Annotated in this window: 24 protein-coding genes; 7 read left to right on the top strand and 17 right to left on the bottom strand. The window is 55.5% G+C overall.

Annotation, left to right across the window (positions count from 1 at the left end; all coding sequences use genetic code 11):
* Positions 1-29: 29 nt before the first annotated feature.
* Positions 30-983, bottom strand: coding sequence for a 23S rRNA pseudouridine(955/2504/2580) synthase RluC (rluC, locus tag ACFX4U_RS00265; protein ID WP_017456416.1), 954 nt, complete (start codon positions 981-983; stop codon positions 30-32).
* A 570-nt stretch (positions 984-1,553) separates the two neighbouring features.
* On the opposite strand from rluC, the gene rne reads away from it, so the two are divergent.
* Positions 1,554-4,688 carry a ribonuclease E gene (gene rne / locus ACFX4U_RS00260; RefSeq protein WP_380217721.1) on the top strand — a complete coding sequence of 1,045 codons (3,135 nt, stop codon included), beginning with the start codon at positions 1,554-1,556 and terminating at the stop codon, positions 4,686-4,688.
* A gap of 39 nt (positions 4,689-4,727) precedes the next feature.
* Here the strand turns inward: rne and ACFX4U_RS00255 are convergent, their stop codons facing one another.
* Complete coding sequence (locus ACFX4U_RS00255) at positions 4,728-5,630, bottom strand: LysR family transcriptional regulator (protein ID WP_380217723.1); 903 nt, start codon at positions 5,628-5,630, stop codon at positions 4,728-4,730.
* A 161-nt stretch (positions 5,631-5,791) separates the two neighbouring features.
* Between ACFX4U_RS00255 and ACFX4U_RS00250 the strand changes: the two genes are divergently transcribed.
* Positions 5,792-7,003, top strand: a complete 1,212-nt coding sequence (locus ACFX4U_RS00250; protein ID WP_313507162.1) for an MFS transporter — start codon at positions 5,792-5,794, stop codon at positions 7,001-7,003.
* Positions 7,004-7,083: 80 nt separating this feature from the next.
* Here ACFX4U_RS00250 and flgL read toward each other — a convergent pair whose 3' ends face one another.
* The 11 genes from flgL to flgB all read right to left on the bottom strand — a co-directional run bounded on the left by flgL (position 7,084) and on the right by flgB (position 17,010).
* The gene (gene flgL / locus ACFX4U_RS00245; RefSeq protein WP_065368749.1) at positions 7,084-8,052 is read right to left on the bottom strand and encodes a flagellar hook-associated protein FlgL; all 969 of its coding nucleotides are present in this window, start codon (positions 8,050-8,052) and stop codon (positions 7,084-7,086) included.
* Positions 8,053-8,066: 14 nt separating this feature from the next.
* A complete protein-coding gene (flgK, locus tag ACFX4U_RS00240; protein WP_305736397.1) occupies positions 8,067-9,716 on the bottom strand; it encodes a flagellar hook-associated protein FlgK in 1,650 nt (549 codons plus the stop codon).
* A 75-nt stretch (positions 9,717-9,791) separates the two neighbouring features.
* The gene (flgJ, locus tag ACFX4U_RS00235) at positions 9,792-10,748 is read right to left on the bottom strand and encodes a flagellar assembly peptidoglycan hydrolase FlgJ (RefSeq protein ID WP_305736398.1); all 957 of its coding nucleotides are present in this window, start codon (positions 10,746-10,748) and stop codon (positions 9,792-9,794) included.
* Positions 10,748-11,845, bottom strand: coding sequence for a flagellar basal body P-ring protein FlgI (locus ACFX4U_RS00230; protein ID WP_200552848.1), 1,098 nt, complete (start codon positions 11,843-11,845; stop codon positions 10,748-10,750). The genes flgJ and ACFX4U_RS00230 overlap by 1 nt, the downstream gene beginning before the upstream one ends.
* Before the next feature lie 12 nt (positions 11,846-11,857).
* On the bottom strand, positions 11,858-12,556 hold the full coding sequence (gene flgH, locus ACFX4U_RS00225; RefSeq protein WP_040016541.1) for a flagellar basal body L-ring protein FlgH: 699 nt from the start codon (positions 12,554-12,556) through the stop codon (positions 11,858-11,860).
* A 57-nt stretch (positions 12,557-12,613) separates the two neighbouring features.
* Positions 12,614-13,396: a flagellar basal-body rod protein FlgG gene (flgG, locus tag ACFX4U_RS00220; RefSeq protein WP_020457434.1), complete on the bottom strand. Its 783-nt coding sequence runs from the start codon at positions 13,394-13,396 to the stop codon at positions 12,614-12,616.
* Between the two features lie 16 nt (positions 13,397-13,412).
* Positions 13,413-14,168: a flagellar basal body rod protein FlgF gene (locus ACFX4U_RS00215; protein ID WP_065368751.1), complete on the bottom strand. Its 756-nt coding sequence runs from the start codon at positions 14,166-14,168 to the stop codon at positions 13,413-13,415.
* A 20-nt stretch (positions 14,169-14,188) separates the two neighbouring features.
* On the bottom strand, positions 14,189-15,466 hold the full coding sequence (flgE, locus tag ACFX4U_RS00210) for a flagellar hook protein FlgE (RefSeq protein WP_305736399.1): 1,278 nt from the start codon (positions 15,464-15,466) through the stop codon (positions 14,189-14,191).
* A 26-nt stretch (positions 15,467-15,492) separates the two neighbouring features.
* Entirely contained in the window at positions 15,493-16,173 is a 681-nt protein-coding gene (flgD, locus tag ACFX4U_RS00205; protein ID WP_200552846.1) for a flagellar hook assembly protein FlgD, read from the bottom strand.
* A gap of 11 nt (positions 16,174-16,184) precedes the next feature.
* Positions 16,185-16,589 (bottom strand): flagellar basal body rod protein FlgC, encoded by a 405-nt coding sequence (flgC, locus tag ACFX4U_RS00200; RefSeq protein WP_020457431.1) that lies wholly within the window; start codon positions 16,587-16,589, stop codon positions 16,185-16,187.
* A gap of 4 nt (positions 16,590-16,593) precedes the next feature.
* A complete protein-coding gene (flgB, locus tag ACFX4U_RS00195) occupies positions 16,594-17,010 on the bottom strand; it encodes a flagellar basal body rod protein FlgB (protein ID WP_313507165.1) in 417 nt (138 codons plus the stop codon).
* A gap of 157 nt (positions 17,011-17,167) precedes the next feature.
* Here flgB and flgA point away from each other — a divergent pair, with 157 nt between their 5' ends.
* The 3 genes from flgA (at position 17,168) to flgN (ending at position 18,642) form a co-directional block, all read left to right on the top strand.
* Positions 17,168-17,827 (top strand): flagellar basal body P-ring formation chaperone FlgA, encoded by a 660-nt coding sequence (gene flgA / locus ACFX4U_RS00190; RefSeq protein WP_313507166.1) that lies wholly within the window; start codon positions 17,168-17,170, stop codon positions 17,825-17,827.
* 94 nt (positions 17,828-17,921) lie between these two features.
* The gene (flgM, locus tag ACFX4U_RS00185; protein ID WP_017456400.1) at positions 17,922-18,215 is read left to right on the top strand and encodes a flagellar biosynthesis anti-sigma factor FlgM; all 294 of its coding nucleotides are present in this window, start codon (positions 17,922-17,924) and stop codon (positions 18,213-18,215) included.
* Positions 18,216-18,219: 4 nt separating this feature from the next.
* Positions 18,220-18,642, top strand: a complete 423-nt coding sequence (flgN, locus tag ACFX4U_RS00180) for a flagella biosynthesis chaperone FlgN (protein ID WP_017456399.1) — start codon at positions 18,220-18,222, stop codon at positions 18,640-18,642.
* 80 nt (positions 18,643-18,722) lie between these two features.
* Here the strand turns inward: flgN and murJ are convergent, their stop codons facing one another.
* The 4 genes from murJ to rimJ all read right to left on the bottom strand — a co-directional run bounded on the left by murJ (position 18,723) and on the right by rimJ (position 22,536).
* Positions 18,723-20,261 carry a murein biosynthesis integral membrane protein MurJ gene (gene murJ / locus ACFX4U_RS00175; RefSeq protein ID WP_175272482.1) on the bottom strand — a complete coding sequence of 513 codons (1,539 nt, stop codon included), beginning with the start codon at positions 20,259-20,261 and terminating at the stop codon, positions 18,723-18,725.
* A gap of 107 nt (positions 20,262-20,368) precedes the next feature.
* The gene (locus tag ACFX4U_RS00170) at positions 20,369-21,292 is read right to left on the bottom strand and encodes a Gfo/Idh/MocA family oxidoreductase (protein WP_313507168.1); all 924 of its coding nucleotides are present in this window, start codon (positions 21,290-21,292) and stop codon (positions 20,369-20,371) included.
* A 2-nt stretch (positions 21,293-21,294) separates the two neighbouring features.
* On the bottom strand, positions 21,295-21,942 hold the full coding sequence (locus tag ACFX4U_RS00165; protein ID WP_305736403.1) for a YceH family protein: 648 nt from the start codon (positions 21,940-21,942) through the stop codon (positions 21,295-21,297).
* Between the two features lie 9 nt (positions 21,943-21,951).
* Positions 21,952-22,536 carry a ribosomal protein S5-alanine N-acetyltransferase gene (gene rimJ, locus ACFX4U_RS00160; RefSeq protein ID WP_017456395.1) on the bottom strand — a complete coding sequence of 195 codons (585 nt, stop codon included), beginning with the start codon at positions 22,534-22,536 and terminating at the stop codon, positions 21,952-21,954.
* A 237-nt stretch (positions 22,537-22,773) separates the two neighbouring features.
* Here rimJ and mdtH point away from each other — a divergent pair, with 237 nt between their 5' ends.
* Both mdtH and grxB read left to right on the top strand, forming a co-directional pair.
* Complete coding sequence (mdtH, locus tag ACFX4U_RS00155) at positions 22,774-23,982, top strand: multidrug efflux MFS transporter MdtH (protein WP_020457424.1); 1,209 nt, start codon at positions 22,774-22,776, stop codon at positions 23,980-23,982.
* A 65-nt stretch (positions 23,983-24,047) separates the two neighbouring features.
* Entirely contained in the window at positions 24,048-24,695 is a 648-nt protein-coding gene (grxB, locus tag ACFX4U_RS00150) for a glutaredoxin 2 (RefSeq protein ID WP_305736406.1), read from the top strand.
* Positions 24,696-24,803: the final 108 nt, after the last annotated feature.

Genomic DNA, 24,803 nt, shown 5'->3' with positions numbered 1-24,803 from the left:
TCCCCCTCGCAGACGCGAGGGGAAAGAGATTACTTCGCGTTGCGTAATACTTGCAGACAACGTTTGAGTGCCTCATCAAGCGGCGCTTCTATACGCAATGTTTCGCCCGTATGTGGATGCGTGAACTTGAGTGCCGCAGCGTGCAGGAACAGACGTGACAGCCCGGTCGACGCCAGTTGCTTATCAAATTCGCGATCGCCATAGCGATCATCAAAAGCAATCGGGTGGCCGGCATGCTGAGTATGTACGCGGATCTGATGCGTACGTCCGGTCACCGGGCTACAACGCACCAGGGTCGCGAATTCGTAGCGCTCTTCAACTTTAAAACGCGTTTCTGATGGCTTGCCTTCGCTGTTCACCCGCACTATCCGCTCGCCGCTCTGCAGAATATTTTTTAGCAAGGGTGCCTGCACTACTTTGACATGCGACTGCCACTGGCCGCGGACCAGCGCCAGATAATCCTTTTGCATATCTTTACCGCGCAACTGCTCATGCAGCGAACGCAGCGCGGAACGCTTTTTTGCCACCAGCAAAACGCCGGAGGTATCACGATCTAAACGGTGAACCAGCTCAAGGAAACGGGCTTCCGGGCGCAACGCTCGCAGGCCTTCAATCACGCCAAAGCTCAGCCCGCTACCGCCGTGAACCGCCGTGCCCGACGGCTTATTCAGCACCAGGATATGATCATCTTCATAGAGAATCACGTCGGTTAGCTGGGCAACTTTTTGCAAATGTGGAGAAACCGCCTCTTCTTCTTTTTCAGCCACGCGTACCGGCGGAATACGGATTTCATCCCCCGCTTCCAGTTTATATTCCGGTTTTACGCGTTTTTTATTCACCCGCACTTCACCCTTGCGCAGGATGCGGTAAATCATGCTTTTAGGTACCCCTTTGAGCTGGGTACGCAAAAAGTTATCGATACGTTGCCCCGCTTCATCAGCGGTAATAGCAACAAATTTTACGGATGGTGTCTCAGTTTTCATGGGAGGCGATTCTAAATAGCCACGCTGAATAGCGCCACTCATTTTTCTATGCTTATATTTACAATTGACTCGGTAACTTTGTTTTACACAGTTGATTCGGCGGTTATTAAACCAATCTCCGGGCAAAGGTGAAAAAACTGTGAGTAACCGGGTGATAAATGGTAAAAGTCAGCTTGCTATAACAGGGTTCGCAAGGAATAATGTTGCGGTTTTCCGTGTTGAATCTTGTTAAAACAAGTAAATGAGCGGAATGACCAGTTTTGCCTGTCCGATCATACACGCAGCAATGGCGTAAGACGTATTGAACTTTCAGGCAGTTAGCGGGCTGCGGGTTGCAGTCCTTACCGGTAGATGGAATCTTCTCTGGAGAGTTTTTCCCAGGCTGTTCCCCTGATAATTGCGCTGTGTTTTCCACAGGAAACACAGGCAACCGACACACTGCGCCTCTTTAGCGAGCGACAACCGTGAGGTTGGCGACGCGAATAGTCTCGAGGCCATCGGTTCTCCCCCGGAAAGGCGTTATCTTGCCCGCAGCTTAGTCGTCAATGTAAGAATAATGAGTAAGTTACGATGAAAAGAATGTTAATCAACGCAACTCAGCAAGAAGAGTTGCGTGTCGCACTTGTTGATGGACAACGCCTGTACGACCTGGATATCGAAAGCCCGGGACACGAGCAGAAAAAAGCGAACATCTACAAAGGTAAAATCACCCGCATTGAACCCAGCCTTGAAGCCGCCTTCGTTGATTACGGTGCCGAGCGTCACGGTTTCCTCCCCCTCAAAGAGATCGCCCGCGAATATTTCCCAGCTAATTACAACGCTCATGGACGTCCGAACATCAAAGACGTACTGCGTGAAGGTCAGGAAGTTATCGTCCAGATTGATAAAGAAGAGCGCGGCAACAAAGGCGCAGCACTGACCACTTTTATCAGCCTTGCGGGCAGCTACCTGGTGCTTATGCCGAACAACCCGCGTGCGGGCGGCATTTCTCGTCGTATTGAAGGCGACGATCGTACCGAGCTGAAAGAAGCACTCTCCAGCCTGGAATTACCGGATGGTATGGGTCTTATCGTACGCACCGCAGGCGTGGGCAAATCCGCCGAAGCGCTGCAGTGGGATTTGAGCTTCCGTCTGAAACACTGGGAAGCTATCCAGAAAGCCGCTGAAAATCGCCCTGCTCCGTTCCTGATCCATCAGGAAAGCAACGTAATTGTGCGCGCCTTCCGTGACTATCTGCGTCAGGATATCGGCGAAATCCTTATCGATAACCCGAAAGTGCTTGAGCTGGCTCGCCAGCATATTGCTGCGCTGGGTCGTCCGGATTTCAGCAGCAAAATTAAACTGTACACCGGGGAAATCCCGCTGTTCAGCCATTACCAGATTGAGTCGCAGATTGAATCAGCTTTCCAGCGTGAAGTCCGTCTGCCGTCCGGTGGTTCTATCGTTATTGACTCCACCGAAGCGCTGACTGCCATCGATATCAACTCCGCTCGCGCAACGCGCGGTGGTGATATTGAAGAGACCGCCTTTAACACGAACCTGGAAGCGGCAGATGAGATCGCTCGCCAGCTGCGCCTGCGTGACCTGGGTGGCCTGATCGTTATCGACTTTATTGATATGACGCCGGTGCGCCACCAGCGCGCGGTGGAAAACCGCCTGCGTGAAGCGGTGCGTCAGGATCGTGCGCGTATTCAGATCAGCCATATTTCCCGATTCGGCCTGCTGGAGATGTCCCGCCAGCGTCTGAGCCCGTCACTGGGTGAGTCCAGCCATCATGTCTGCCCGCGTTGTAGCGGCACCGGCACTATTCGTGATAACGAATCCCTGTCGCTGTCGATTCTGCGTCTGATTGAAGAAGAAGCGCTGAAAGAAAACACCCAGGAAGTGCATGCGATTGTGCCGGTTCCGGTCGCGTCATACCTGTTAAACGAAAAACGCGCCGCGGTAAGCGCTATCGAAGCGCGCCAGGGCGGCGTACGCTGCGTGATCGTGCCAAACGACCAGATGGAAACGCCGCACTACTCCGTGCTGCGCGTGCGTAAAGGCGAAGAGACGCCAACGCTGAGCTATCTGCTGCCGAAACTGCATGAAGAAGAGATGGCAATGCCGTCTGAAGAAGAGCACGCCGAACGTAAGTTACCTGAACAACCCGCGTTGGCCACCTTCGTTATGCCGGACGTTCCGCCAGCACCACAAGCGCCAGCCGCAGCACCGAGCCAGGCGCAACCTGCCACAACACCTGTTGCCGCGCCAGGCTTGCTGGGTCGTTTCGTCTCTGCACTGAAAGGCTTGTTCGCAGGCGAAGCCGCGCCAGCGCCGGTTGAAGTGAAAGAAGAGAAAAAAGACGAGAAGCAAGAGCGTCAGCAGGATCGCCGTAAATCACGCCAGGGCAACCGCCGCGATCGTAATGACCGCCGTGACAACCGCAGTGAGGGCAACGAGGCGCGCGAAAGCCGTGATAACCGCGAAGGTCGCGAAGATAATCGCCGTAACCGCCGCGAGAAATCACCGCAGAACGCCGAAGTCCGCGAATCTCGCCAGCCAGTCGCTGTTGATGAAACGGAAAAAGCGAAATCTCGTGACGAGCAGCAGCAACCACGCCGTGAGCGTAACCGTCGTCGTAACGATGACAAACGCCAGGCACAGCAGGATGTCAAAGAGCTGAACCGCGATGAGCAACCTGCTCAGGAACCTGAACAGGAAGAGCGCGTACAGGTAATGCCGCGTCGTAAACAGCGTCAGCTCAGCCAGAAAGTGCGTATTGGCGGTGATAGCAACGTAGAAAACCGCGTTGAAGAAGCCCCAGTACAGGACGCCGCAGTGCAAAACACACAGCTGGCTAAGGTCGACCTGCCAGCTGTGGTTGAAACCGCACCGGTACAGGAACAGGATGAAAGCGCTGAAGCACGCGAAAATGCGATGCCGCGCCGTTCACGCCGTTCTCCGCGCCACCTGCGCGTGAGTGGTCAGCGTCGCCGTCGCTACCGTGATGAGCGCTACCCGCTGCAATCTGCCATGCCGTTGACCGTAGCTTGTGCATCACCGGAAATGGCGTCCGGTAAAGTGTGGATCCGCTACCCGGTTCCGCGCCAGCAGGAAGAACAGCAGACTCAGGAACTGACCGTTGAAAACAACGCCGCCCCTGAGCAGGATATCGCTCCGGCTATGGCTGAGGCGCAACTGGTTGCGCATCAGCAAGCGGAAGTTGTTGAACCACAGGCGACGGTTGAAAATGCCGAGCCGGTAGTGGTTGAACCGCAAGTCGCTGTTGAAGCACCGCAGACAGTTGCCGTTGAAACCACCCACCCGGAAGTCATCGACACGCCGGTGGATGAACAACCGCAGCTGATTGCTGAAGAAGATCGTACCGTTGCGCAGGAAGTGGCAGAAGAAGCCGAACCGGCACAGCAGGAAGTTGCATCAGCAGCAGAAACGCCAGCCACTGAAGCTGTACAGGAAGCGGCTGCGCCAGTTGTTGCCGAGCCGGTGAAAGCGCCGGTAGTAGCGCGGGTTGCTCCAGCGGCTCACAAAGTGGCTACCGCGCCAATGACCAAAGCGCCAGCGCCTGCCTATGTGCCGGAAGCGCCGCGTCACAGTGACTGGGTACGCCCGGACTTCGTCTTCGAAGGTAAAGGTTCTGCGGGTGGACACAGTGCCACGCACGCCGCGACCGCACCTGCGACGAAACCGCCAGCTGCTGAGTAATTCACTGGCAGTTAAAAGCCGACCCTCGGGTCGGCTTTTTTATGCCTGTCGTACCGGATAACGCATACCGCCAAGCCCCGGCATCACTTCACGCATCAGTTGTAAAAATTTCCGCAACCGCGCGGGATAATAGCGCGCCCACGGATAGACCAGGTGAACCGGCAGCGGCGCAGCCTGCCACTGCGGCAACAGTGCTATCAGTTTGCCACTGCGTAACTCCTCTTCCACCGCCCAACTGGAAATCAATGTCACACCAAGCCCGCCAAGGGCAGTATTGCGGGCAGCATACAGGCTATCGGTATAAAGCCGTGGCGCAATCGCCACCTGCTCCGTATCGCCGCTTTGCAAATGGCTAAGCTGAATTTCATGCTGGTAGAACGTGCTGAGCGCAATCCACGGCAGCGCGGAGAGCTGCTGCGGTGTGTCGACAGCGGGAAAGCGCGCCAGCAACGCCGGTGACGCCACGATAGATCGGGGAACTTCTGCCAGCAGCACCGACACCGTCGCCGGGTCCACTTCTGCCCCAACGCGAATGGCACAATCGATATTGGCACTGAGAAAATCAACATTCTTGTCATTAAGCATCCATTCAACGGAGAGTTGTGGGTGACGTTCAAGAAACTGAGTCAACGGACCGAGCAGTTGCTCCTGACCAAAGGCATGTGGGGCGCGTACGCGCAAAATCCCTACCGGCTCGTCGTCAGACTGGCTCAGTTCATCTTCCAGCGCCACCCAGGCATCCGCAACGCGCTTTGCATGCTGGTAGCAGCGTTCACCATCATCCGTCAGCTTCATCGCATGGGTGGTGCGCAATAGCAGCTTGACGCCAAGCAGCGACTCCAGCGACTGCAAACGACGGCTGACCGTCGCCTGAGTTGTCTCCAGCTGACGCGCCGCCGCCGACAGCGACCCGGCCTCCACGATACGGATATACGTCCGCATCAAATCCACCCTATCTATACGCTCTTGCCGCTTCATTATTATTTTACCTATACGTTTCACGTATAACCGTTTTACCACTCCGCTGGCTACCGCGCCATGCTCTGCTGCGTAAAAATGGCCTCACTTTGTTATTCACTCCATATCCTTGCGGGAAAACTGTTATGAACCGTCATTCTCTTTCGTCAGATGTTGTTGGCTGGGTCATTTTTGCCCTCGCGCTCGGCGCCGGATTCAGCGTCGCGGCTATCTACTATTCACAACCGCTGCTGCCATTAATGGGCAGCGACCTGCACTTAACCGTCAACGGTATGGGGCTGGTTCCGACGCTCACACAGGCCGGTTATGCGCTGGGTATTTTGTTCCTGCTGCCGCTGGGTGACCGCCACGACCGTCGCCGCCTGATCCTGTTTAAAAGCGCTGCGCTGGCGCTGCTGTTACTGGCCTGTAGCCTGACCAGCAATTTGCCTTCATTACTGATCGTCAGCCTGTTACTGGGCATGGCCGCAACGATGGCGCAGGATATTGTCCCGGCGGCGGCAATCCTCGCGCCGGAAGGCAAACAGGGGAAAATGGTCGGCACGGTAATGACCGGTTTACTGCTCGGGATCCTGCTTTCGCGTACCGTTAGCGGCTTTGTCGGCGCGGCATTCGGCTGGCGTATCATGTACCAGCTTGCCGCAGTCAGCATTGCGCTGATTGGTGTGCTGATGTGGTCGGTGCTGCCGCGCTTTGCAACGCACTCCACGCTGAGCTACCCGGCGCTGATGAAATCGATGGCGCACCTGTGGCAACGCTATCCGGCACTGCGCCGCGCCGCTTTCGCCCAGGGCTTTTTATCCATCGCTTTTAGCGCTTTCTGGTCAACCCTTGCGTTAATGCTGCTGGAAAAATATCAATTAGGCAGCGCAGTAGCGGGTACGTTCGGCATCGCCGGTGCGGCGGGTGCGTTAGCAGCACCGCTGGCGGGTGGTCTGGCGGATAAAGTTGGCGCAGAAAAAGTTACACAATTAGGCGCGGGTCTGGTGACAATTTCCTTCGCCCTGATGTTTCTGCTGCCGGTACTGCCGCCGCATGGTCAACTGGCACTGATTGCGCTCTCTGCTGTGGGCTTCGACCTGGGTCTGCAATCCAGTCTGGTTGCTCACCAGAATCTGGTGTACGGTCTTGAACCGCAAGCGCGTGGTCGTCTGAATGCGCTGCTGTTTACCGGGGTGTTCATTGGTATGGCGCTGGGCTCTGCGCTGGGCAGCAAACTGTACTCCGTCGCGTCCTGGCAGGGTGTGGTGGTACTGGCAACGGTTTCCGGTCTGGTTGCTCTGCTGATCCGTCTGTTCGACGCCCGTCAACTCCAGCAAGCTGCGCAGAAAGCGTAAGATAAAAAAAACCCGCTCCGGGGTGATGGAGCGGGCATACCGAACATACCCAGTTTCCAGACATGCTCAAAATGAAAACATTACTTATTCATCTGGAACAACGACAGACCTTGCATATCGGTGAACGCTTTGTAGGACGCTTGCAGCGCGGCTTGTTGCATGGTGTAAGACGAAATCACCGAGTTCCAGTCCACGTCAATCAAATCACTCTTCTGCTGTTTCAGCGCGACAGTACGGTCATCGCCCAGCGCATCGAGGGTGTCCAGTTCGTTCAGCTGTGTACCCAGTTCAGCACGGACAGTCGACACGTTGTTCAGGGAGTTACCCAAACCACGGCTGGTTTTATCCACTACTGCCTGCGCTGCCGCTTTGGCTGTTTCATCACCCGCGACCGGGGTTTTCAGTGCGGTAATCGCCGTATCGAGCATTTTGAACAGATCGGTTTCCGACGTGCCCGGCAGGCCGGTAGCTGGATCAATCGGTTCTGGCGTGGCGTTGCTGCTGATATGGTTGAAAACTTCAGTGCCCGTATGTGCAATAACCATGGTACGCGAGGCGTCAACCTGCTGGGAAATCGCCTGGTTACCACCGCTATATGTGCCCGTGGCATCATACGGCGCGCTTTCCGTTTTATAGCCGCCAAAGATATAGCGACCGTTACCGTCGGTACTGTTCGCAAGGTTCAGCAGCTGATCGCGGTAGCCCTGCAACTCGGTTGCCAGAGAAGCGCGGTCATCATCACTCAGCGAACCGTTGCCCGCTTTAACAATGGTGCCTTGTGCGCCAGTGATAGCGGTCGTCACCTGCTGCAATACGCTCTCTTCCAGCGACACTTTCTGCTTGGCGAAAGTACGCGCTGTCTCATACTGGGTGTTTTGCGCCTGCGCCTGCGAAATCACCACGGCCTGCGAAGCGGCAATCGGATCGTCCGACGGGCGGTTAACTTTCTGCCCGGTCGCCATTTGCTCGCCGTAACCCAACCACGCGCTCTGCGAGTTGGTCACGCCGCGCATGCTTTGTTCGTACATCATTTGAGTACTGATACGCATTTTTCACCCCTTACTTAGCGAATGCCGAGCAGCGCATCAAACAGCGTGCTTGCAGTTTGTAAAACCTGAGCATTCGCCAGGTAATATTGTTGATAACGCTGCAGGTTACCGTACTCTTCATCGAGGTTAACCCCGGAGATGGACTGCTGCTGCTTGGTCAATTGCGTCACCACGTTCGTCTGCGTGGTGGAGCTGGTTTTCAGCGTCGAGGTTTTGTTACCCACATCACTGACCAACGTGGCATACGCATCGTTAAACGTTTTGTTGCCGCCGACGACTTTCGCGCTTTGCAGATTCAGCATCGCCTGGCCGTTGCGGTTATCGCTCGCACCGGAACCGGCGACAGAAGCCATGGCGATTTTCGACTCATCGGTAATCGCCACGCTCATATTCACAATCGCATTGCTCACCGGACGAACGGTAAAGCTGTCGTTGGCTTTCGGGCCTGTGGTGGCGTTGATGCTAACTTTCAGACCGTCGAAATTCAGCGTGCCATCGGAAGGATCTGGCGTCACGGTGGTAGTGGTATTGTTGGACAGTCGGGTGACTTTCCAGTTCGTCCCATCGTAGGCCACTTTATAATCCGTCGCCTGCACCGCCGAGCTGTCGCTGACCGCAGCGGTCAGTACCGCATCACCGGTGTTTTTGGAGTTGCTGGTGGTTGATGGTGCGCCAATGGTAAAGAACTGGCCGCCTTGAGTGCCTGTTGTATCGAAGCCCTGTTCGTGTTGTTTGTTGAACGCATCAGCAAACGACAGTGCCAGTTGCCCAAGCGTATTACGCGCCTGGTCAAGATCCTGCGAACGGAACGACAGCAAACCGCCCAGTGAACCGGTGGTGATCAGTTTTTCCGGGATCTCAATATTGCCTGCGGTTTTGTCAACATACGCCACGGCCATGCGTGCCGGATCGGCGCTGGACTGGACGGCCGCCAACTGGCGCGCATCGCTGCCCTGCACCAGAGAGTAACCATCACCCATGCTGATGTTGTAGGTGTTGCCATCCTGGACGCTGACTTCAACACCGACAATTTTGTTCAGTTCGCTGACCAGCTGGTCGCGCTGATCGAGCAGGTCGTTCGGGGAAGCACCACCGCCTACCGCGGTCAGACGGGAAATCTGATCGTTAAGTTTGGCAATCTGCGTGGAGTAGTTGTTGATCTGATCAACGCTTGAAGAGATCGACAGGTTTACCTGTTTATCCTGGTCACGCAGGTACTGGTCGGCCACTTTGAACTGGTTAACCAGACCGTCCGCTTTACCCAGCATCGCCTGACGGGATGACGGGTCAGAGGCGTTACTTACCAGCGTTTGCAGGCTGGAAAAGAAGCTCTGCAGGCTGGTCGACAGCGAGTTAGTGGTATCCGACAGCACATCGTCAATTTTTGACATCTGCTGGTAACGCGTGGTCAAACCGCTGTTCTGGTTTTCCGCTGCACGCAGCTGATTAGTAATAAAGGCGTCATACTCACGCTGAACACCGGTAACGAGTACACCGTTACCCACCCAGCCGCCACCGGTCAGGGTACTGTTGCCTGAGGTGAGCACCGTCGTCTGACGGGTATAACCCGCTACGTTATAACTGGCAATGTTATTACTTGCGGTATTAAGCGCGGCCTGGGCTGCGTTGAGCCCACTCATGGCGCTGTTAATCAAACTGGACATGGAGGTTCCTTATACACTTTCAGACATGAGTCCTGTTGACGATTATCGGCAACCCAGGGCAAAACTTGAGATATTTCAGAACAGATTTTGGATATCCGTGCTGTAGGCTTTACTGACCTTTTCACCCATCGATTTAAGCTGTTGGATCATGCTGGTCAGCTTACGGGCGTAGTTAGGATCGGTCGCATAACCGGCGTTTTGCAACGCCTGCGCGCCCTGCTCTGCCGTCGCAGCAGTGGTCACCGCCGAGTAACGTTTATTACGCGTCAGCATGCCCACATAATCGGAGAGCGCTTCAAGGTACGAGCTGTAAACGCGGAACCTGGCTTTCACCTTCACCGCTTCGCCGTTTTCATATTCTGTCGTCGTGATTTCCGTGGTCGGCCCTTTCCAGCCAGGCGTGGCTTTAACACCAAAAATGTTAAAGCTCGGCTCACCGTTTTCACGCGGGATCTGGCGCTGGCCCCAGCCGGATTCCAGCGCAGCTTGCGCGAGGATCAGGTGGTGCGGAACGCCGCTCTGCTCACTGGCAAGACGCGCCGGCAGTGAAAGCTGGGCAAGGAAGTCTTTGCTGTCACCGGTTAACGGCTCGTCGCCGTCTTCCGGTACTTTTGGCATCGCTTTGCGCACCAGTTGTGTCAGCGCCTGGTTTTGATAGGACGTCACAGTTTCCAGCGGGAACTTCATCGGCACCTGCTGCATCTGATCGGCAGGCTCAACAGGCGCCTGATCGCCCGCCATCTGCTTAACCATCATATCGGCCAGGCCAAGACCTTTGCCCGCGGTCATCTGTTGTGCAATTTGCTGGTCATACATGCTGGTGTACAGCCGCGTTGAATCACTGCTGAAAATACCGTCTTTCGGTAACGCTTCGCGCATGCTTTTCAGCATCATCTGCACGAACATCCCTTCCATCTGGCGGGCAACCGGGCGCAGGTTCGCGCCAGGGTCCTGGCGCGTTTGCGCCTTCAGTTCATTCAGTGATTGCGCGTCCCATGCCGCGCTCGTCAACAACCGGCTGTCAGTCAACATTAGATGATCTCCAGTTTCGCACGCAGGCAGCCTGCGCTTTGCATCGCCTGAAGGATGGACATCAGTTCCATCGGGGAAGCACCGAGCGCGTTAAGCGCGCGGACCACACTGTTCAGGTTGGCGCTGGAACGGACGCTTTGCAGCGAACCACCGCTCTGGCGCAAATCAATTTGTGTTTGCGGTGTCACCACCGTCTGACCGCCACCGAATGGCGTATTCGGCTGGCTCACGTTAGCCTGCTGATTCACCGTCACTGAAAGGTTACCCTGCGCGACAGCACAGTTATCCAGCGCCACTTCGCGGTTCATCACCACCGAGCCAGTACGCGAGTTGATTATGACTTTCGCATCCTGTTGCGTAACGCCAACTTCCATATTCTGGATGTCTGCCAGCAAACGGACCTGCGAGCTACCGCCGTTAGAAACACGGATCTGCACGGTACGCGCATCCAGCGCGGTGGCGCTGCCGTAACCACGGTTACGGTTGATGGTGTCGGCAATCTGCTGCGCCATGCTGAAATCTTCCTGGTTCAGTTGCAGGTTGATAGTATTGCCTGCGCCAAACTGGGTCGGCAATTCACGTTCGATAACCGCACCGTTAGTGATACGCCCGCCGTTAAGCTGGTTAACCTGCACACTGCTGCCGCCTGCGGAAGCACCCGCACCGCCGACCAGAATGTTACCCTGCGCCAGCGCATAAACCTGGCTGTCAACGCCCTTCAGCGGCGTCATCAGCAGCGTACCGCCGCGCAGGCTTTTTGCGTTACCCATTGAGGAGACCACCACATCGATGGTTTGCCCCTGGCGCGCAAACGCCGGGAACTGCGCGGTGACCATCACCGCCGCCACGTTTTTCAGCTGCATGTTGGTGCCGGTAGGAACCGTAATTCCCATCTGCGACAACATGTTGTTTAAGGTTTGGGTGGTAAATGGCGTCTGGGTCGTCTGGTCACCTGTACCATCGAGCCCCACGACCAGGCCATAACCAATTAAGGAGTTTTCACGTACGCCCTGTACACTGGTGAGATCCCGGATACGGTCAGCCTGGGCGAAGGTCGCCACCAGCGCTAACACGATACCAGTCAAATACTTAAACATAATTCACCCCGGTTACATCGGCGATAAGTTGAGGAAGAAACGTTGCAGCCAGCCCATGTTCTGCGCTTCGTTGATGTAGCCGTTGCCGACATACTCGATGCGCGCGTCCGCCACCTGTGTGGACGGAACCGTGTTGCTGCCGCTGATGGTGCGTGGGTTCACGACACCCGAGAAGCGGATGAATTCAGTGCCCTGGTTGATGGCTATCTGTTTTTCACCCACCACATGTAAATTGCCATTGATCAGCACCTGATCGACCGTCACGGTCAACGTGCCGCTAAAGGTATTGCTGGCATTGGCGCCACCTTTGCCGTTAAAGGTATTGCCACCGGAAGCAGAGAGATCGGCACGGGAATTACCAAACAGACCTTCCAGGTAGCGCGGCGTGGTATCCATGCCGAAACTGGCCTTGCTATCACGGCTGGCATTTGCCGACGAGCTCTTACTGGCACTGACGTTCTCTTGCAGTACGATCGTCAATGTATCGCCCACGTTACGCGGACGGCGGTCTTCAAACAGTGGCTGATAGCCGTAGTTTATCGGCTGCGCAGTCTGATAAATCGATCCATTTACCATCGGCACCGGTCCCGGAATCGGTTGAGCGGTGGTCGCCCCCTGAACCAACGGCGTTGATGGAACCCAGGCACATCCCGTCAGGGTTAATGCCACTAAAGCCATAATCGGATAGCTGCGCACGGCGTATTTTTGCATTGCATTCATCTTCGAAATCAGGGTTCCGGTGCGGCAGTTACCGCACCGGATAACGCCTTAGAGTTGCGTCAGTTTTTGCAGCATCTGATCGGTGGTCGATACTGCCTTACTGTTAATTTCGTAAGCGCGCTGAACCTGGATCATATTCACCAGCTCTTCCGCCACGTTTACGTTCGAGGTTTCCACATACCCCTGATACAGCATCCCCGCACCGTTCAGCCCCGGCGTCGTGGAGTTCGGCGCGCCAGACGACTGCGTTTCTGCGTACAGGTTTTCGCCAAGACTTTCCAGACCGGTGTCGTTCATAAAGGTGGTCAGGTTTAACTGGCCAACCTGAACCGGCGCGGCGTTACCCTGCTGCGTCACGCTGACCACGCCGTCGCGGCCAATGGTGATGCTCAGGGTATTCGCCGGAATGGTGATCGCAGGCTGCACCTGGAAACCGCCCGCCGTTACCAGCTGGCCGTTCTGGTCGACCTGGAAGGAACCATCGCGGGTATACGCCGAGGTGCCGTCCGGCAGCAGTACTTCAAAGAAGCCCTGCCCTTTGATCGCCACATCTTTACTGTTGTTGGTCTGAGACAGGTTGCCCTGGCTGTGCAGACGCTCGGTGGCTACCGGACGAACACCGGTACCGATCTGCAAACCCGAAGGCAGCGTTGTTTGTGCTGAAGACTGCGCGCCAGGCTGACGAATTGTCTGGTACAGCAGATCTTCAAATACCGCGCGCTGGCGCTTAAAACCATTGGTACTGACGTTCGCCAGGTTGTTGGCGATGACATCCATATTGGTTTGTTGGGCGTCGAGGCCGGTTTTTGCGATCCATAATGAACTGATCATAAGTAGTCCTGTTTAATTAGCCCATTGACAGCAATTGGTTGGCGCGCTGGGCGTTATCGTCGACGCTGCTGATGACTTTCATCTGCATTTCGAAACGACGGGCGCTGGCGATCATGTCGGTCATCGCGGCAACCGGCTTGACGTTACTGCCCTCCAGCACACCTGACATCACGCGAATAGACGGGTCGTCCTGCAATGTCGTACCACGGGTCGCTTGTGCGGTCTGGCTCAGACGGAACAGCCCGTCATCACCGCGCACCACTTCCTGCGCGTTCGCTTTCACCAGCTTCAGCTTGCCGACCGGCGCGATAGTATTCGCCGGATCGCCAGGGTTCAGCGATGAAATCGTACCGTCAGCCGCGATACTAATTTGCGAACCTTCCGGTACCGAAATCGGGCCGCCGTCGCCAATCACCGGATGCCCCTGAATGGTCAACTGGCCGGTTGAACTCACCTGGATATTACCGTTACGGGTATATCCTTCTGAGCCGTCCGCCGTTTGAACTGCCAGCCAACCGTCCTGCTGCAACGCCACGTCCAGCGGACGCGAGGTGTAGTCAAGTTGCCCTGGCGTCATATCGGCGCCAGGCGTAGAAGCCACTACCAGCGTACGGGTAGGCAGTGAAAGCCCTTCTACCGGTACCGCACGCAGCGCATTGAGCTGCGCGCGAAAGCCTGGCGTGGACGCATTCGCGAGGTTGCTGGCGGTGACAGCCTGCTGATTCAGCGTCTGGCTGGCTGCGCCCATCGCGGTGTATATTGCGTGATCCATTAAGCCATCCCGTCAGACGATTAACGCAGGTTAACCAGCGTGTTAAGGATCTGATCCTGGGTTTTGATGGTCTGCGCGTTCGACTGATAGTTACGCTGCGCGACGATCATGTTCACCAGTTCTTTACTCAGATTCACGTTTGATGCTTCCAGTGCGCCGTTGGTCAGCTTACCGAAGTTGCCGGAACCCGCTGTACCCACGATAGCAACGCCGGAAGAGGTGGTCGCAGACCAGACGTTATCCCCTTCGGATTTCAGGCCTTCGTTGTTAGCAAAGTTCGCCAGCACGATCTGACCCAGCACCTGAGTTTTCTCGTTGGAGTAGCTGCCCACCACGGTACCGTCATCGTTGATGGCGTAGCTCACCAGCGATCCTGGCGGGTAACCATCCTGGTCAACAGAGGCTGCGCCGCTGCTGCCGGTGTTCTGCTGCATGGAGTTCAGGAAGCTCAGCGAGTAAGTGCTGGCCGCGGAGCCGTTGAGGCTGGCCAGCGCGACGTTGATCTGCGGCTGCGCGTTCGGTGCGGCGTTCAGGTTCCAGGTACGCGGCGTAGTGGCCGGCAGCACTTCGGTGTAGTTAGTCACGGAAGTGAGCGTACCGTTGGAGCTGAACGACATCTGCGCGGCTTTTTCATAAGAAGAGCCGGAGATGCTGGAGTCTTTGGTGTAGACATCCCAGGTGTTAGCGGCGGTTTTAACGAAATAGCAGTCAACCGCATGTTCGTTACCCAGGCTGTCGTAAGACGTTACCGTGGTTTTTTTGTTGTAGGTATCCGAGTTAGTCGGATCGAACGGTGTCGTCGTCGGAATGGTCGCCGTCGAGTTCAGGTTCATCGGCATCGTCGCCGTGGTGGTGGCACGCGCCGACATCACGGTCGTTGGGATGTTAATCGTCGTCGGGTTAGCACCGGTCTGCACTACCGGCGGTGTACCCGCAACCGGGTAACCGGTCAGCTGCATACCCTGCATGTTGACCAGGTTACGGTTCTCGTCCAGCTTGAACTGGCCGTTACGGCTGTAATAAACAGAACCGTTGGTATCAACCATGCGGAAGAAACCGTTCTGGCTAATCGCAACGTCCAGACCACGACCGGTGTTGGTCGTTGTACCGTCGGTAAAGTCCTGAGTGATACCGGCAACTTTTACGCCCAGACCCACTTTAGAACCGGCAAACATATCGGCGAAGGACGCAGAGCCGGATTTAAAGCCATAGGTGGCGGAGTTGGCAATGTTGTTACCAATGACATCGAGGTTGGTGGCCGCAGCATCTAGGCCGCTGACCGCTTGTGAAAAGGCCATGACTTACTCCTGATAAGTGTTTTGGCTTAGATAATCTGCCGTACTTCGTCGAGTGTGGTGGTACCGTAAGTACCTAAATCCAGTGTGCTACCGTTGCTGCCGCGGGTAACACCTTGCACCAGTGCAAACTGCAGCGGCTGGGCAACCAGCTGTGTTGCGCCAGAGCTGGCGGCGATAGAGACTTTATAAGAGCCATCAGGTGCCGCTGTTCCATCCGTCATCTTGCCGTCCCAACTGAAGGTGTGGACACCGGCAGTCAGCGAGCCAATATCGATAGTGCGCACCACGGTACCGTCTTTGCTGGTCACGGTAGCGGTCACTTTATCGGCGGCTTGCGTCAGTTCCACGCCAAATGGCGTTGAGGTTTCTTTACCCACCAGAACAGTCTGTCCCGGGATCATCACGCCATGGCCAATCAGGTTTGTCGCCTGCAGCGACTGGCTGTTGTCGATCTGTCCGGAAATTGAACCGAGGGTAGTGTTCAGTTTTTCAATCCCGCTCACGGTGCTGATTTGCGCCAGCTGAGTGGTCAGTTCGTTGTTCTGCAGCGGGTTAGTCGGGTCCTGGTTTTTCAGTTGCGCGACCAGCAGCGTTAAAAAGCTGCCTTGCAGGTCGGATGCACTGTTTGTTCCGGTTGTGCTGGTGTTGTTACTGGTCGAGGAGACACCGCTATTTGTCGGGTCATCCACTCTTACGGCGATAGACATGCGCGTCTCCTTTACTGTCCGAGCGTGAGGGTTTTGAGCATCATGCTCTTAACGGTATTAAGCACTTCAACGTTCGCCTGGTAGCTGCGGGACGCAGACATGGTGTTCACCATTTCGCCGACCACATCAACATTGGGCATTTTGACGTAGCCATTCGCATCAGCCAGCGGGTTACCTGGTTCGTAAACCAGTTTGTCCGGTGCCTGGCTTTCAATCACATCAGCAACTTTTACACCGCCGGTCGCTTGCCCGGGCGCAGCATCCACCTGGAACACAACCTGTTTAGCGCGATACGGCTGACCATCGGGTCCGGTCACGCTGTCGGCGTTCGCCATGTTACTGGCGGCCACGTTCAAACGTTTGGACTGCGCGGTCAGCGCGGAGCCTGCGACATCAAAGATATTCAGTAATGCCATTTAATTAGTTCCCCTGTTGCAGAACACTCATCATGCTTTTGATCTGCCCACCCAGCACGGTCAGGCCGGTCTGGTATTTAACGCTGTTGTCAGCGAACTGCGTACGTTCACGATCCATATCCACGGTGTTGCCATCCAGCGAGGGCTGATCCGGAATGCGGTACATCAACTCGGTAGACGGTCCGCTCATCGCCTGCGCCGGGATATGGCGCGAAGAGGTCAAAGTCAACGCAACGCCGCTGCCTTCAGCCCGCCCACGCTCCATGACTTTTTTCAATTCGCTGGCGAAATCAATATCGCGCGCCTGAAACCCCGGGGTATCGGCGTTGGCGATGTTTGCCGCCAGAATTTCCTGACGCTGGGCGCTCAGGTTCAGCGCTTCTTGCTGGAAACGAAGTGCGGCATCAAGTTTATCGAGCATGGCTCCCCCACTGATGACAATTATTTAGCCAACAGCTTAAATCTCCGCTGACAAACTTATCGCTGGAATAAGGGCAAAATGCGTCGCTATTTATTGCGTTGATAGGTTGACCATGCGGTTAAAATCCCCTCAACCACTCAACAGGCAGGAGTCTGCGATGAACACGTTGAAAGGCGGTTTAGCCGCGACCTTACTGTTATTAAGCGCCTTTGCTCAGGCTGCTGACTTGCAATCACAGCTGGCGTCATTTTTTGCTCAACGTCTTGCTGGCTTTAGTGACGAGGTAGTGGTAAATATACGCACCCCGCAAAATCTGTTGCCCAGTTGCGAGCAGCCAGCGCTGAGCGTGCTCGGTAACGCGAAACTGTGGGGGAACCTGAACGTGCTGGCGAATTGCGCAGGTGTTAAGCGTTATTTGCAGGTGGAGGTTCAGGCGACCGGTAACTATGTGGTGGCAGCGCAGTCCGTTGCCCGTGGCAGCATGTTGCAGCCCGGCAGCGTGACGCTAAAACGCGGCCGTCTCGATCAGTTGCCGCCGAGAACGATGCTGGATATTACCCAGGCGCAGGATGCGGTCAGTTTGCGCGATCTTACCCCAGGCCAGGCGATTCAACTGTCAATGTTGCGCCAGGCGTGGCGGGTTAAAGCGGGTCAGCGTGTACAGGTCGTGGCGTCGGGCGATGGCTTTAGTGTGAACGGCGAAGGTCAGGCACTGAACAATGCGGCAGTGGCGCAAAACGCCCGTGTGCGCATGGCTTCAGGGCAGATTGTCAGCGGTACAGTGAACGCTGATGGGAATATTCTGATTAACCTATAATCTTTTTAAAGAATTCATGTCGCCTGCCGATAATTAAGCAACGACTAAAGATATCAGGCCCGAAACGCCGGGATACCTCGATGAGGACAACACTATGAGCATTGATCGCACATCGTCTTTAAAACCGGTTAGTTCCGTTCAACAGCGCGAAACTAACGAGACCCAAACGCAGAAAACGCGTCTGGAAAAAGCGGCTACGGCAAACAGCACCAGCGTGACCCTCAGCGGCGCGCAAACCAAGCTGATGCAGGCGGGCGCTAATGACATCAATATGGAACGCGTGGAACAGCTGAAAACCGCGATCCGTAATGGTGAACTGAAGATGGACACCGGCAAAATCGCCGATGCCCTGATTGATGAAGCGAAGAGTTACTTGCAGAGTAAATAACAGTATGAATCGACTGTCAGACATTCTTGATCAAATGACAGTTATCCTGAGCGCTCTTAAAGACGTGATGGATGCTGAGCAAAAACAGCTTTCCGTAGGTAACATTCAAAGCAGCGCACTGCAGCGTATCACGGAAGAAAAAAGCTCATTGCTCGCGACACTGGATTACCTGGAGCAACAGCGTCGTTCGACACAAAAAGCGCAACATAGCGCGAACGACGATATCGCCGATCGCTGGCAAACTATTACGCAGAAAACGCAGCATTTGCGCGACCTTAACCAGCACAACGGATGGCTGCTGGAAGGACAAATTGCGCGTAACCAGCAAGCGCTGGAACTGCTAAAGCCGCATCAGGAACCGAGCCTGTACGGCGCGAATGGTTATACCGCTTCCGCCAGCCGTGGCGGAAAGAAAATCTCGATTTAACAAGACCCGTCTTCTTTGCCAGGGATAATTCCCTGGCAATTTGCTTTTCTCTTTTCTCGCTTCTACTTCGCTGACCAGGTTTACGCCGTGGTCCGACGCGCAAACTCTTTCACTTTAAAGCCCAGCAGCGCAAGCGTGGCGAAATAGGCCATCACGCCGACCAGCACAACGGCCATCAACCGCAGCAGGCGATAAGGCATAGTGCCTGTTGACCACTCCGGCATGACATACAGCATGCCCACTAACGCCGCAGCCATCACCAGCACCGCGATAACCAGACGTAGCAGGAAACTTGCCCAGCCCGGCTGCGGCGTAAAGATCTGCTGCTTACGCAACTGCCAGTAAAGCAACCCGGCGTTCAGACAGGCCGCCAGACCAATCGACAGCGACAACCCGGCGTGTTTCAGCGGTCCGATAAACGCAAGGTTCATCAATTGCGTCATCACCAGCGTGACAATGGCAATCTTCACCGGCGTTTTGATGTTCTGTCGCGAGTAGAAGCCTGGCGCCAGCACTTTCACCACGATAAGCCCCATCAACCCCACCGAATAGGCGATTAGCGCGCGTTGCGTCATTAACGCATCAAATGCGGTGAATTTACCGTACTGGAACAGCGAAACGGTCAACGGTTTCGCCAGAATGCCGAGCGCTACGGCGCTGGGCAACGCCAGCAGAAAACAGAGCCGCAGGCCCCAATCCATCAGGCGGCAATATTCGTCGTGGTTACCGCTGGCGAAACTTTTCGACAACGATGGCAGCAGGATGGTGCCAAGCGCCACGCCGAGCACGCCGGAAGGAAACTCCATCAGGCGGTCAGCGTAATACATCCACGATACGGAACCGGAAACCAGAAACGACGCGAAAATGGTGTTGATGATAAGTGAGATCTGGCTGACCGAAACCCCAAGAATCGCCGGTCCCATCTGTTTGATCACCCGCATCGCTCCGGCATCGCGGAAGCTGATGCGCGGCAGCACCAGCATGCCGATTTTCTTCAGGTGCGGCAGTTGATACACCAGTTGCAGCACACCGCCGACCGTAACGGCCCAGGCCAGCGCCAGTACCGGCGGATGAAAATAGGGAGCAGCAAATAGCGCAAAGCCAATCATGCTGATGTTTAAGAACGTCGGCGCAAACGCCGGCACCGAAAAACGGTTCCAGGTATTGAGGATCGCCCCGGCCAGCGACGCCAGCGAGATCAGCAGAATATAAGGGAAGGTAATGCGCAGCAGCTGCGAGGTTAAGTTGAATTTATCCGCCGTATCGGCAAAACCCGGAGCGGTGACGAGGATCACCCACGGTGCCGCCAGCATCCCGGCCACGGTGACAATCGCCAGCGCCAGCGTCAGCAACCCGCAGACATAGGAGACAAAAACCCGCGTCGCATCTTCACCCTGTTTACTTTTGTACTCGGCGAGGATCGGCACAAAGGCCTGAGAAAACGCCCCTTCTGCAAAAATGCGGCGTAATAAATTCGGCAGTTTGAACGCCACGAAAAAGGCATCGGTCGCCATTCCCGCGCCAAATACCCTTGCCACAATGGCATCGCGCGCAAAACCCAACACGCGGGAAAACATCGTCATGGAGCTGACAGCCGCCAGCGATTTTAATAGGTTCATTCTGGTTTCCATAAGACACAACGCCTGCAATGCAGGCGTTGATGTACAGCGAAGCGCTTAGTCTACAGGGAAAAAGGCGAATTACTATCGCCAGATGTTACCGGGCATTATTCACTCATCGCCTCGCGCCAGAGCTTATCTACAACGCGCTGGGCGAGGATCGCTTGCTCGCCGGCGGTTTCCGGAACTGTCTGATTTTGCACGCATTCAATGAAATGGCGAGCGCATCCGGCGAAACCGCGTTGCTCCAGCACGCTCTGCCAGCCTGCCACCGGACGCGCGACAACGCCCTGCCCGCGCTCTTCGCGCCACTCGCGCATATCGGTAATGTCGAACAACCCACCGTCTGTCACCGCCTGAACCCATTCACGCTGGCTGCCTGCCCGGCGATGCATGCTGGTGGTAATTTGCAGGTGTTCAACACTGAAATGGTGCTCGGCATAAATCATGGCGCCGTCGTCATTGGTCAGCAGCGTGCCGCTTTTTAATTGCGCGGCACCGCCCGCCAGCCACAGCGCGGTATCCACAACGTGCAGGTAGTCATCCAGCAGGGTAAAGCGTAAATCATGCGGCCCAACGCTGTCGGTACGGTGTTTATCCATTCGCAGCGAGGCGGCCTGCGGTATCTGCTGTTTTAACTCGCGGTAAAGCGGGGAGAAACGGCGGTTAAACCCGACCATCAGCGTCAGTTTTTTACGCGCGGCCAGTTCGATAAGCCGCTCCGCGTCCTGTAAGTTTTCCGCCAGCGGTTTATCCACGCAGACGTGTACACCGAGATTGAGCAACTCACTGACAACCGCATAGTGGGAAGCCGTTGAGGTGTGGACAAAAACCGCGTCGCATTGTGCCGCCAGGGAAGTCAGAGAATCTGCATACGGAATGCGCCAGGTTTCGCACACGCGCAGTGCTTTTTCCCGCGTTGGCGACCAGGCCGCCGTCAGCGTCCAGTCAGTTGCCGCGCCTAACACCGGCAACCAGGCTTTTTGCGCAATCCCGCCAAGCCCTACCACACCGATACGTAAAGTTGTCACTGTTAATCCCCCAGATGTGCGAGCAGTGAATCCAGACGCTGCTTCAGTTCAGCTACTTCCTCTTCCAGCGCGTCGACGCGCGCCGCCAGAGACGCGTCCGGCGGGCTGACGGCTTCCACAACATTCACCAGCGTCTGCACATCGCCACTGAAAAGATGCATAAAACGGCTTTCGCGTTTGCCTGGCTCTCTCGGCAGACGCACCACATACGGCCCGTCTTCGCGCGTCGCCAGGTGTTCTAACGCATTTTCCACTTCAGCCATATCGCTGAACTGATGCATGCGTTCGCCGCGGGTGCGCAACTCGCCCGGCGTTTGCGGCCCGCGCAGTAACAGCGTGGTGATGAGCGCCACCTCGGCAGAACTCAGTTTGAGATCCCCAAATTCAGAATTACAAAAACGCTGCTCATATTTTGTCACCCGGTTACCAAAACCGCTTACCGTGCGCAGATAATGGCGCTTAACCAGCTCATCCAGCACCGCCTGCACCTCGTGTTCGGCAAGGTTCATCACCGGTTCACGGTTGGTTTTTTGATTACAGGCCGTGACAACACCATTAATGGAGAGCGGATATTGCTCCGGCGTCGTCACCTGTTTTTCCAGTAAACAGCCAATCACACGCGCCTCTACGGCGGTTAATTGATACTTCATCAAAACTCCTTAGCGACCGGGGGTCCATTCCTGCGTGGTTAATGCGGTAAGCACGTGATCGCGCCATTGCCCGTCAATTAACAGATACGATTTGGCATAGCCCTCTTTTTCAAAGCCAAGCCTCGCCAGCAAATCACCGCTGCGTTTATTGTGCGGCATGTAGTTCGCCATAATGCGATGCATATGTTGCGTGCGTTGCATATAGCGAATTGCCGTGGTGAGCGCTTCGAACATCAGCCCCTGCCCCTGCCATTTCTGACCGACGGAATACCCCAGATAACAGGCATGAAAAGAGCCGCGCACCACGTTTGAGAAATTCGCCACGCCGACTATCTCTTTCTCTTCCGGATCGAGCAACGCAAAATAGAACGCTGAACCCTGCTTATGAAATTCATTGATCATGCTCAGGCGCGCCTGCCAACCGGAAGGATAACAATGGCTTTCATCGCGCACGGGTTCCCAGGGCTTTAAAAACTGGCGGTTTTCGGCGTAATAATCCGCCAGCCGCCAGGCGTCGCGCTCATGCACCAGGCGAACCACCAGGCGGTCTGTTACCAAGCGTACTTTCGGCACGTTACTGCGATAGCCAAACATGCATTACCACTCCTTCCGTTTTACGACACTTTTAACCCCTTCCCTTTACTATACAGTTGCTCTGGCGCTGTGGGAAAACAGCAACATGGCATTTTCTGCGTCAAACACCATTTTCGATGAAAAGTCTCAATCAAAGGCAGATATTGATAAAAAAATATTGTCACCGCGACGATGGGAAAAGGCCCGACGAAACCGCAGAATAAGAAGGTCTTATCTTTCTTATTTCCCGGAGGGGAAATGGCGCGCATATCGCAGGCAAGGAGCCTGGGTAAATATTTCCTGCTTGTCGATAATATGCTGGTTGTTCTCGGCTTTTTCGTTGTCTTCCCACTGATTTCTATCCGCTTTGTTGACCAGCTTGGCTGGGCGGCGCTAATGGTCGGCATTGCCCTCGGTTTGCGTCAGTTTATTCAACAAGGTTTGGGGATTTTCGGCGGTGCGATTGCCGACCGTTTCGGTGCCAAGCCGCTGATTGTCACCGGCATGCTGATGCGCGCAGGCGGTTTTGCCGCGATGGCGGTGGCGCATGAACCCTGGCTGCTGTGGCTCTCCTGTATTCTTTCCGGGCTGGGCGGCACGCTGTTTGATCCGCCGCGCTCCGCGCTGGTGGTGAAACTGGTGCGCCCCAATCAGCGCAGCCGTTTTTTTTCGCTGTTAATGATGCAGGACAGCGCGGGCGCGGTTATTGGCGCGCTGCTCGGCAGCTGGCTGCTGCAATATGACTTTCGTCTGGTGTGCGCAGCCGGTGCGTTGATGTTTATCTTATGCGCCGCGTTTAACGCCTGGCTGCTGCCTGCCTGGAAACTCTCGACGGTGAAAGCGCCGGTACGCGAAGGTCTGACGCGCGTACTGCGTGACAAGCGCTTTGTGACTTACGTACTGACCCTTACCGGTTATTACATGCTGGCGGTGCAGGTCATGTTGATGCTGCCGATTATGGTGAACGACATTGCCGGTTCCCCGGCGGCAGTGAAGTGGATGTACGCCATTGAAGCCTGTCTGTCGCTGACGCTGCTCTACCCCATTGCGCGCTGGAGCGAAAAACGCTTTCGCCTTGAGCATCGCCTGATGGCGGGTCTGCTGGTGATGTCCTTCAGCCTCTTGCCTGTGGGGATGGTCGGCACGTTGCAGCAACTCTTTACGCTGATTTGTACCTTCTATATCGGCTCCATTATTGCCGAGCCCGCGCGCGAAACGTTAAGCGCACAACTGGCCGATTCCCGTGCGCGCGGCAGCTATATGGGTTTCAGCCGTCTTGGGCTGGCCTTCGGTGGCGCGCTTGGTTATGCCGGTGGCGGCTGGCTGTTTGACGCCGGGAAAGCATTTAATCAGCCGGAGCTGCCGTGGATGATGCTGGGCGTTATCGGGATGATCACCTCTATGGCGCTGCTGTGGCAATTCAGTCACAAACGCATTCGCCCAACCATGCTCGAGCCTGGCGCCTGATTTGCGCGCAGGTTTTCCCTCTTCCATACTGGTAGTTGATGGATAAGCCAGTATGGAGGAGAAACGTGAAACTCTACATTTACGATCACTGCCCGTTCTGCATTAAAGCCCGCATGATTTTCGGCCTCAAGAACATCCCCGTCGAACTCAAAATCCTGCTCAATGATGACGAAGCCACTCCCACGAAAATGATTGGCCAGAAAATGGTGCCGATCCTGCAAAAGGATGACAGCCGCTATCTGCCAGAAAGCATGGATATTGTTCACTATGTCGATAAGCTTGATGGCAAACCGCTGCTCACCGGCAAGCAAAACCCGAAAATTGAAGAATGGCTGCGCAAGGTCAATGGTTACGTTAATAAGCTGTTGATTCCCCGCTTCGCCAAATCGGCGTTTGACGAATTTTCCACGCCACAGGCGCGCGCCGGGTTTGTAGCCAAAAAAGAGGCCGCCATTGGCGATTTTGCCGAGCACCTCAGCCATTCCACAGGATTAGCGAAAAATATCAGCGACGATTTACGCGCGCTGGATAAACTGATTGTTCAGCCCAACGCGGTGAACGGTGAACTATCCGATGATGATATTCATCTCTTCCCGCTGCTGCGTAACCTGACGCTGGTAAGCGGTATCAACTGGCCCAGCCGGGTTGCAGCGTACCGTGACAATATGGCGAAACAGACACAAATTAACTTGCTGTCATCGATGGCTATTTAACCGCCCGTGACGGAGGCGCGCCCGCTTCCGTCATGCCTTTCAGCTTTTTCCGCTGGCCTTTATTTAGCGTGTGTCGCATGCTACGCCCCTGCGTCGTAGCATGGCGAT

It is taken from the genome of Kosakonia sp. YIM B13588 (genome assembly GCF_042788165.1).
Lineage (GTDB): Bacteria > Pseudomonadota > Gammaproteobacteria > Enterobacterales > Enterobacteriaceae > Kosakonia > Kosakonia sacchari.
Note: the sequence above shows the minus strand (reverse complement) of the source record. Positions and strands in the feature narration are given on the sequence as shown.

Bases quoted from the DNA above. Each gene is read 5' to 3' on its own strand.
- rne (WP_380217721.1), top strand. From the start codon at position 1,554: ATGAAAAGAATGTTAATCAACGCAACTCAGCAAGAAGAGTTGCGTGTC.
- flgL (WP_065368749.1), bottom strand. From the start codon at position 8,052: ATGCGTATCAGTACTCAAATGATGTACGAACAAAGCATGCGCGGCGTG.
- mdtH (WP_020457424.1), top strand. From the start codon at position 22,774: ATGGCGCGCATATCGCAGGCAAGGAGCCTGGGTAAATATTTCCTGCTT.
- ACFX4U_RS00165 (WP_305736403.1), bottom strand. From the start codon at position 21,942: ATGAAGTATCAATTAACCGCCGTAGAGGCGCGTGTGATTGGCTGTTTA.
- flgG (WP_020457434.1), bottom strand. From the start codon at position 13,396: ATGATCAGTTCATTATGGATCGCAAAAACCGGCCTCGACGCCCAACAA.
- ACFX4U_RS00250 (WP_313507162.1), top strand. From the start codon at position 5,792: ATGAACCGTCATTCTCTTTCGTCAGATGTTGTTGGCTGGGTCATTTTT.
- flgC (WP_020457431.1), bottom strand. From the start codon at position 16,589: ATGGCATTACTGAATATCTTTGATGTCGCAGGCTCCGCGCTGACCGCG.
- murJ (WP_175272482.1), bottom strand. From the start codon at position 20,261: ATGAACCTATTAAAATCGCTGGCGGCTGTCAGCTCCATGACGATGTTT.
- flgA (WP_313507166.1), top strand. From the start codon at position 17,168: ATGAACACGTTGAAAGGCGGTTTAGCCGCGACCTTACTGTTATTAAGC.
- flgB (WP_313507165.1), bottom strand. From the start codon at position 17,010: ATGCTCGATAAACTTGATGCCGCACTTCGTTTCCAGCAAGAAGCGCTG.
- rluC (WP_017456416.1), bottom strand. From the start codon at position 983: ATGAAAACTGAGACACCATCCGTAAAATTTGTTGCTATTACCGCTGAT.
- flgE (WP_305736399.1), bottom strand. From the start codon at position 15,466: ATGGCCTTTTCACAAGCGGTCAGCGGCCTAGATGCTGCGGCCACCAAC.
- flgH (WP_040016541.1), bottom strand. From the start codon at position 12,556: ATGCAAAAATACGCCGTGCGCAGCTATCCGATTATGGCTTTAGTGGCA.
- ACFX4U_RS00230 (WP_200552848.1), bottom strand. From the start codon at position 11,845: ATGTTTAAGTATTTGACTGGTATCGTGTTAGCGCTGGTGGCGACCTTC.
- flgM (WP_017456400.1), top strand. From the start codon at position 17,922: ATGAGCATTGATCGCACATCGTCTTTAAAACCGGTTAGTTCCGTTCAA.
- flgK (WP_305736397.1), bottom strand. From the start codon at position 9,716: ATGTCCAGTTTGATTAACAGCGCCATGAGTGGGCTCAACGCAGCCCAG.
- ACFX4U_RS00255 (WP_380217723.1), bottom strand. From the start codon at position 5,630: ATGCGGACGTATATCCGTATCGTGGAGGCCGGGTCGCTGTCGGCGGCG.
- flgN (WP_017456399.1), top strand. From the start codon at position 18,220: ATGAATCGACTGTCAGACATTCTTGATCAAATGACAGTTATCCTGAGC.
- ACFX4U_RS00215 (WP_065368751.1), bottom strand. From the start codon at position 14,168: ATGGATCACGCAATATACACCGCGATGGGCGCAGCCAGCCAGACGCTG.
- flgD (WP_200552846.1), bottom strand. From the start codon at position 16,173: ATGTCTATCGCCGTAAGAGTGGATGACCCGACAAATAGCGGTGTCTCC.
- flgJ (WP_305736398.1), bottom strand. From the start codon at position 10,748: ATGTTGACTGACAGCCGGTTGTTGACGAGCGCGGCATGGGACGCGCAA.
- rimJ (WP_017456395.1), bottom strand. From the start codon at position 22,536: ATGTTTGGCTATCGCAGTAACGTGCCGAAAGTACGCTTGGTAACAGAC.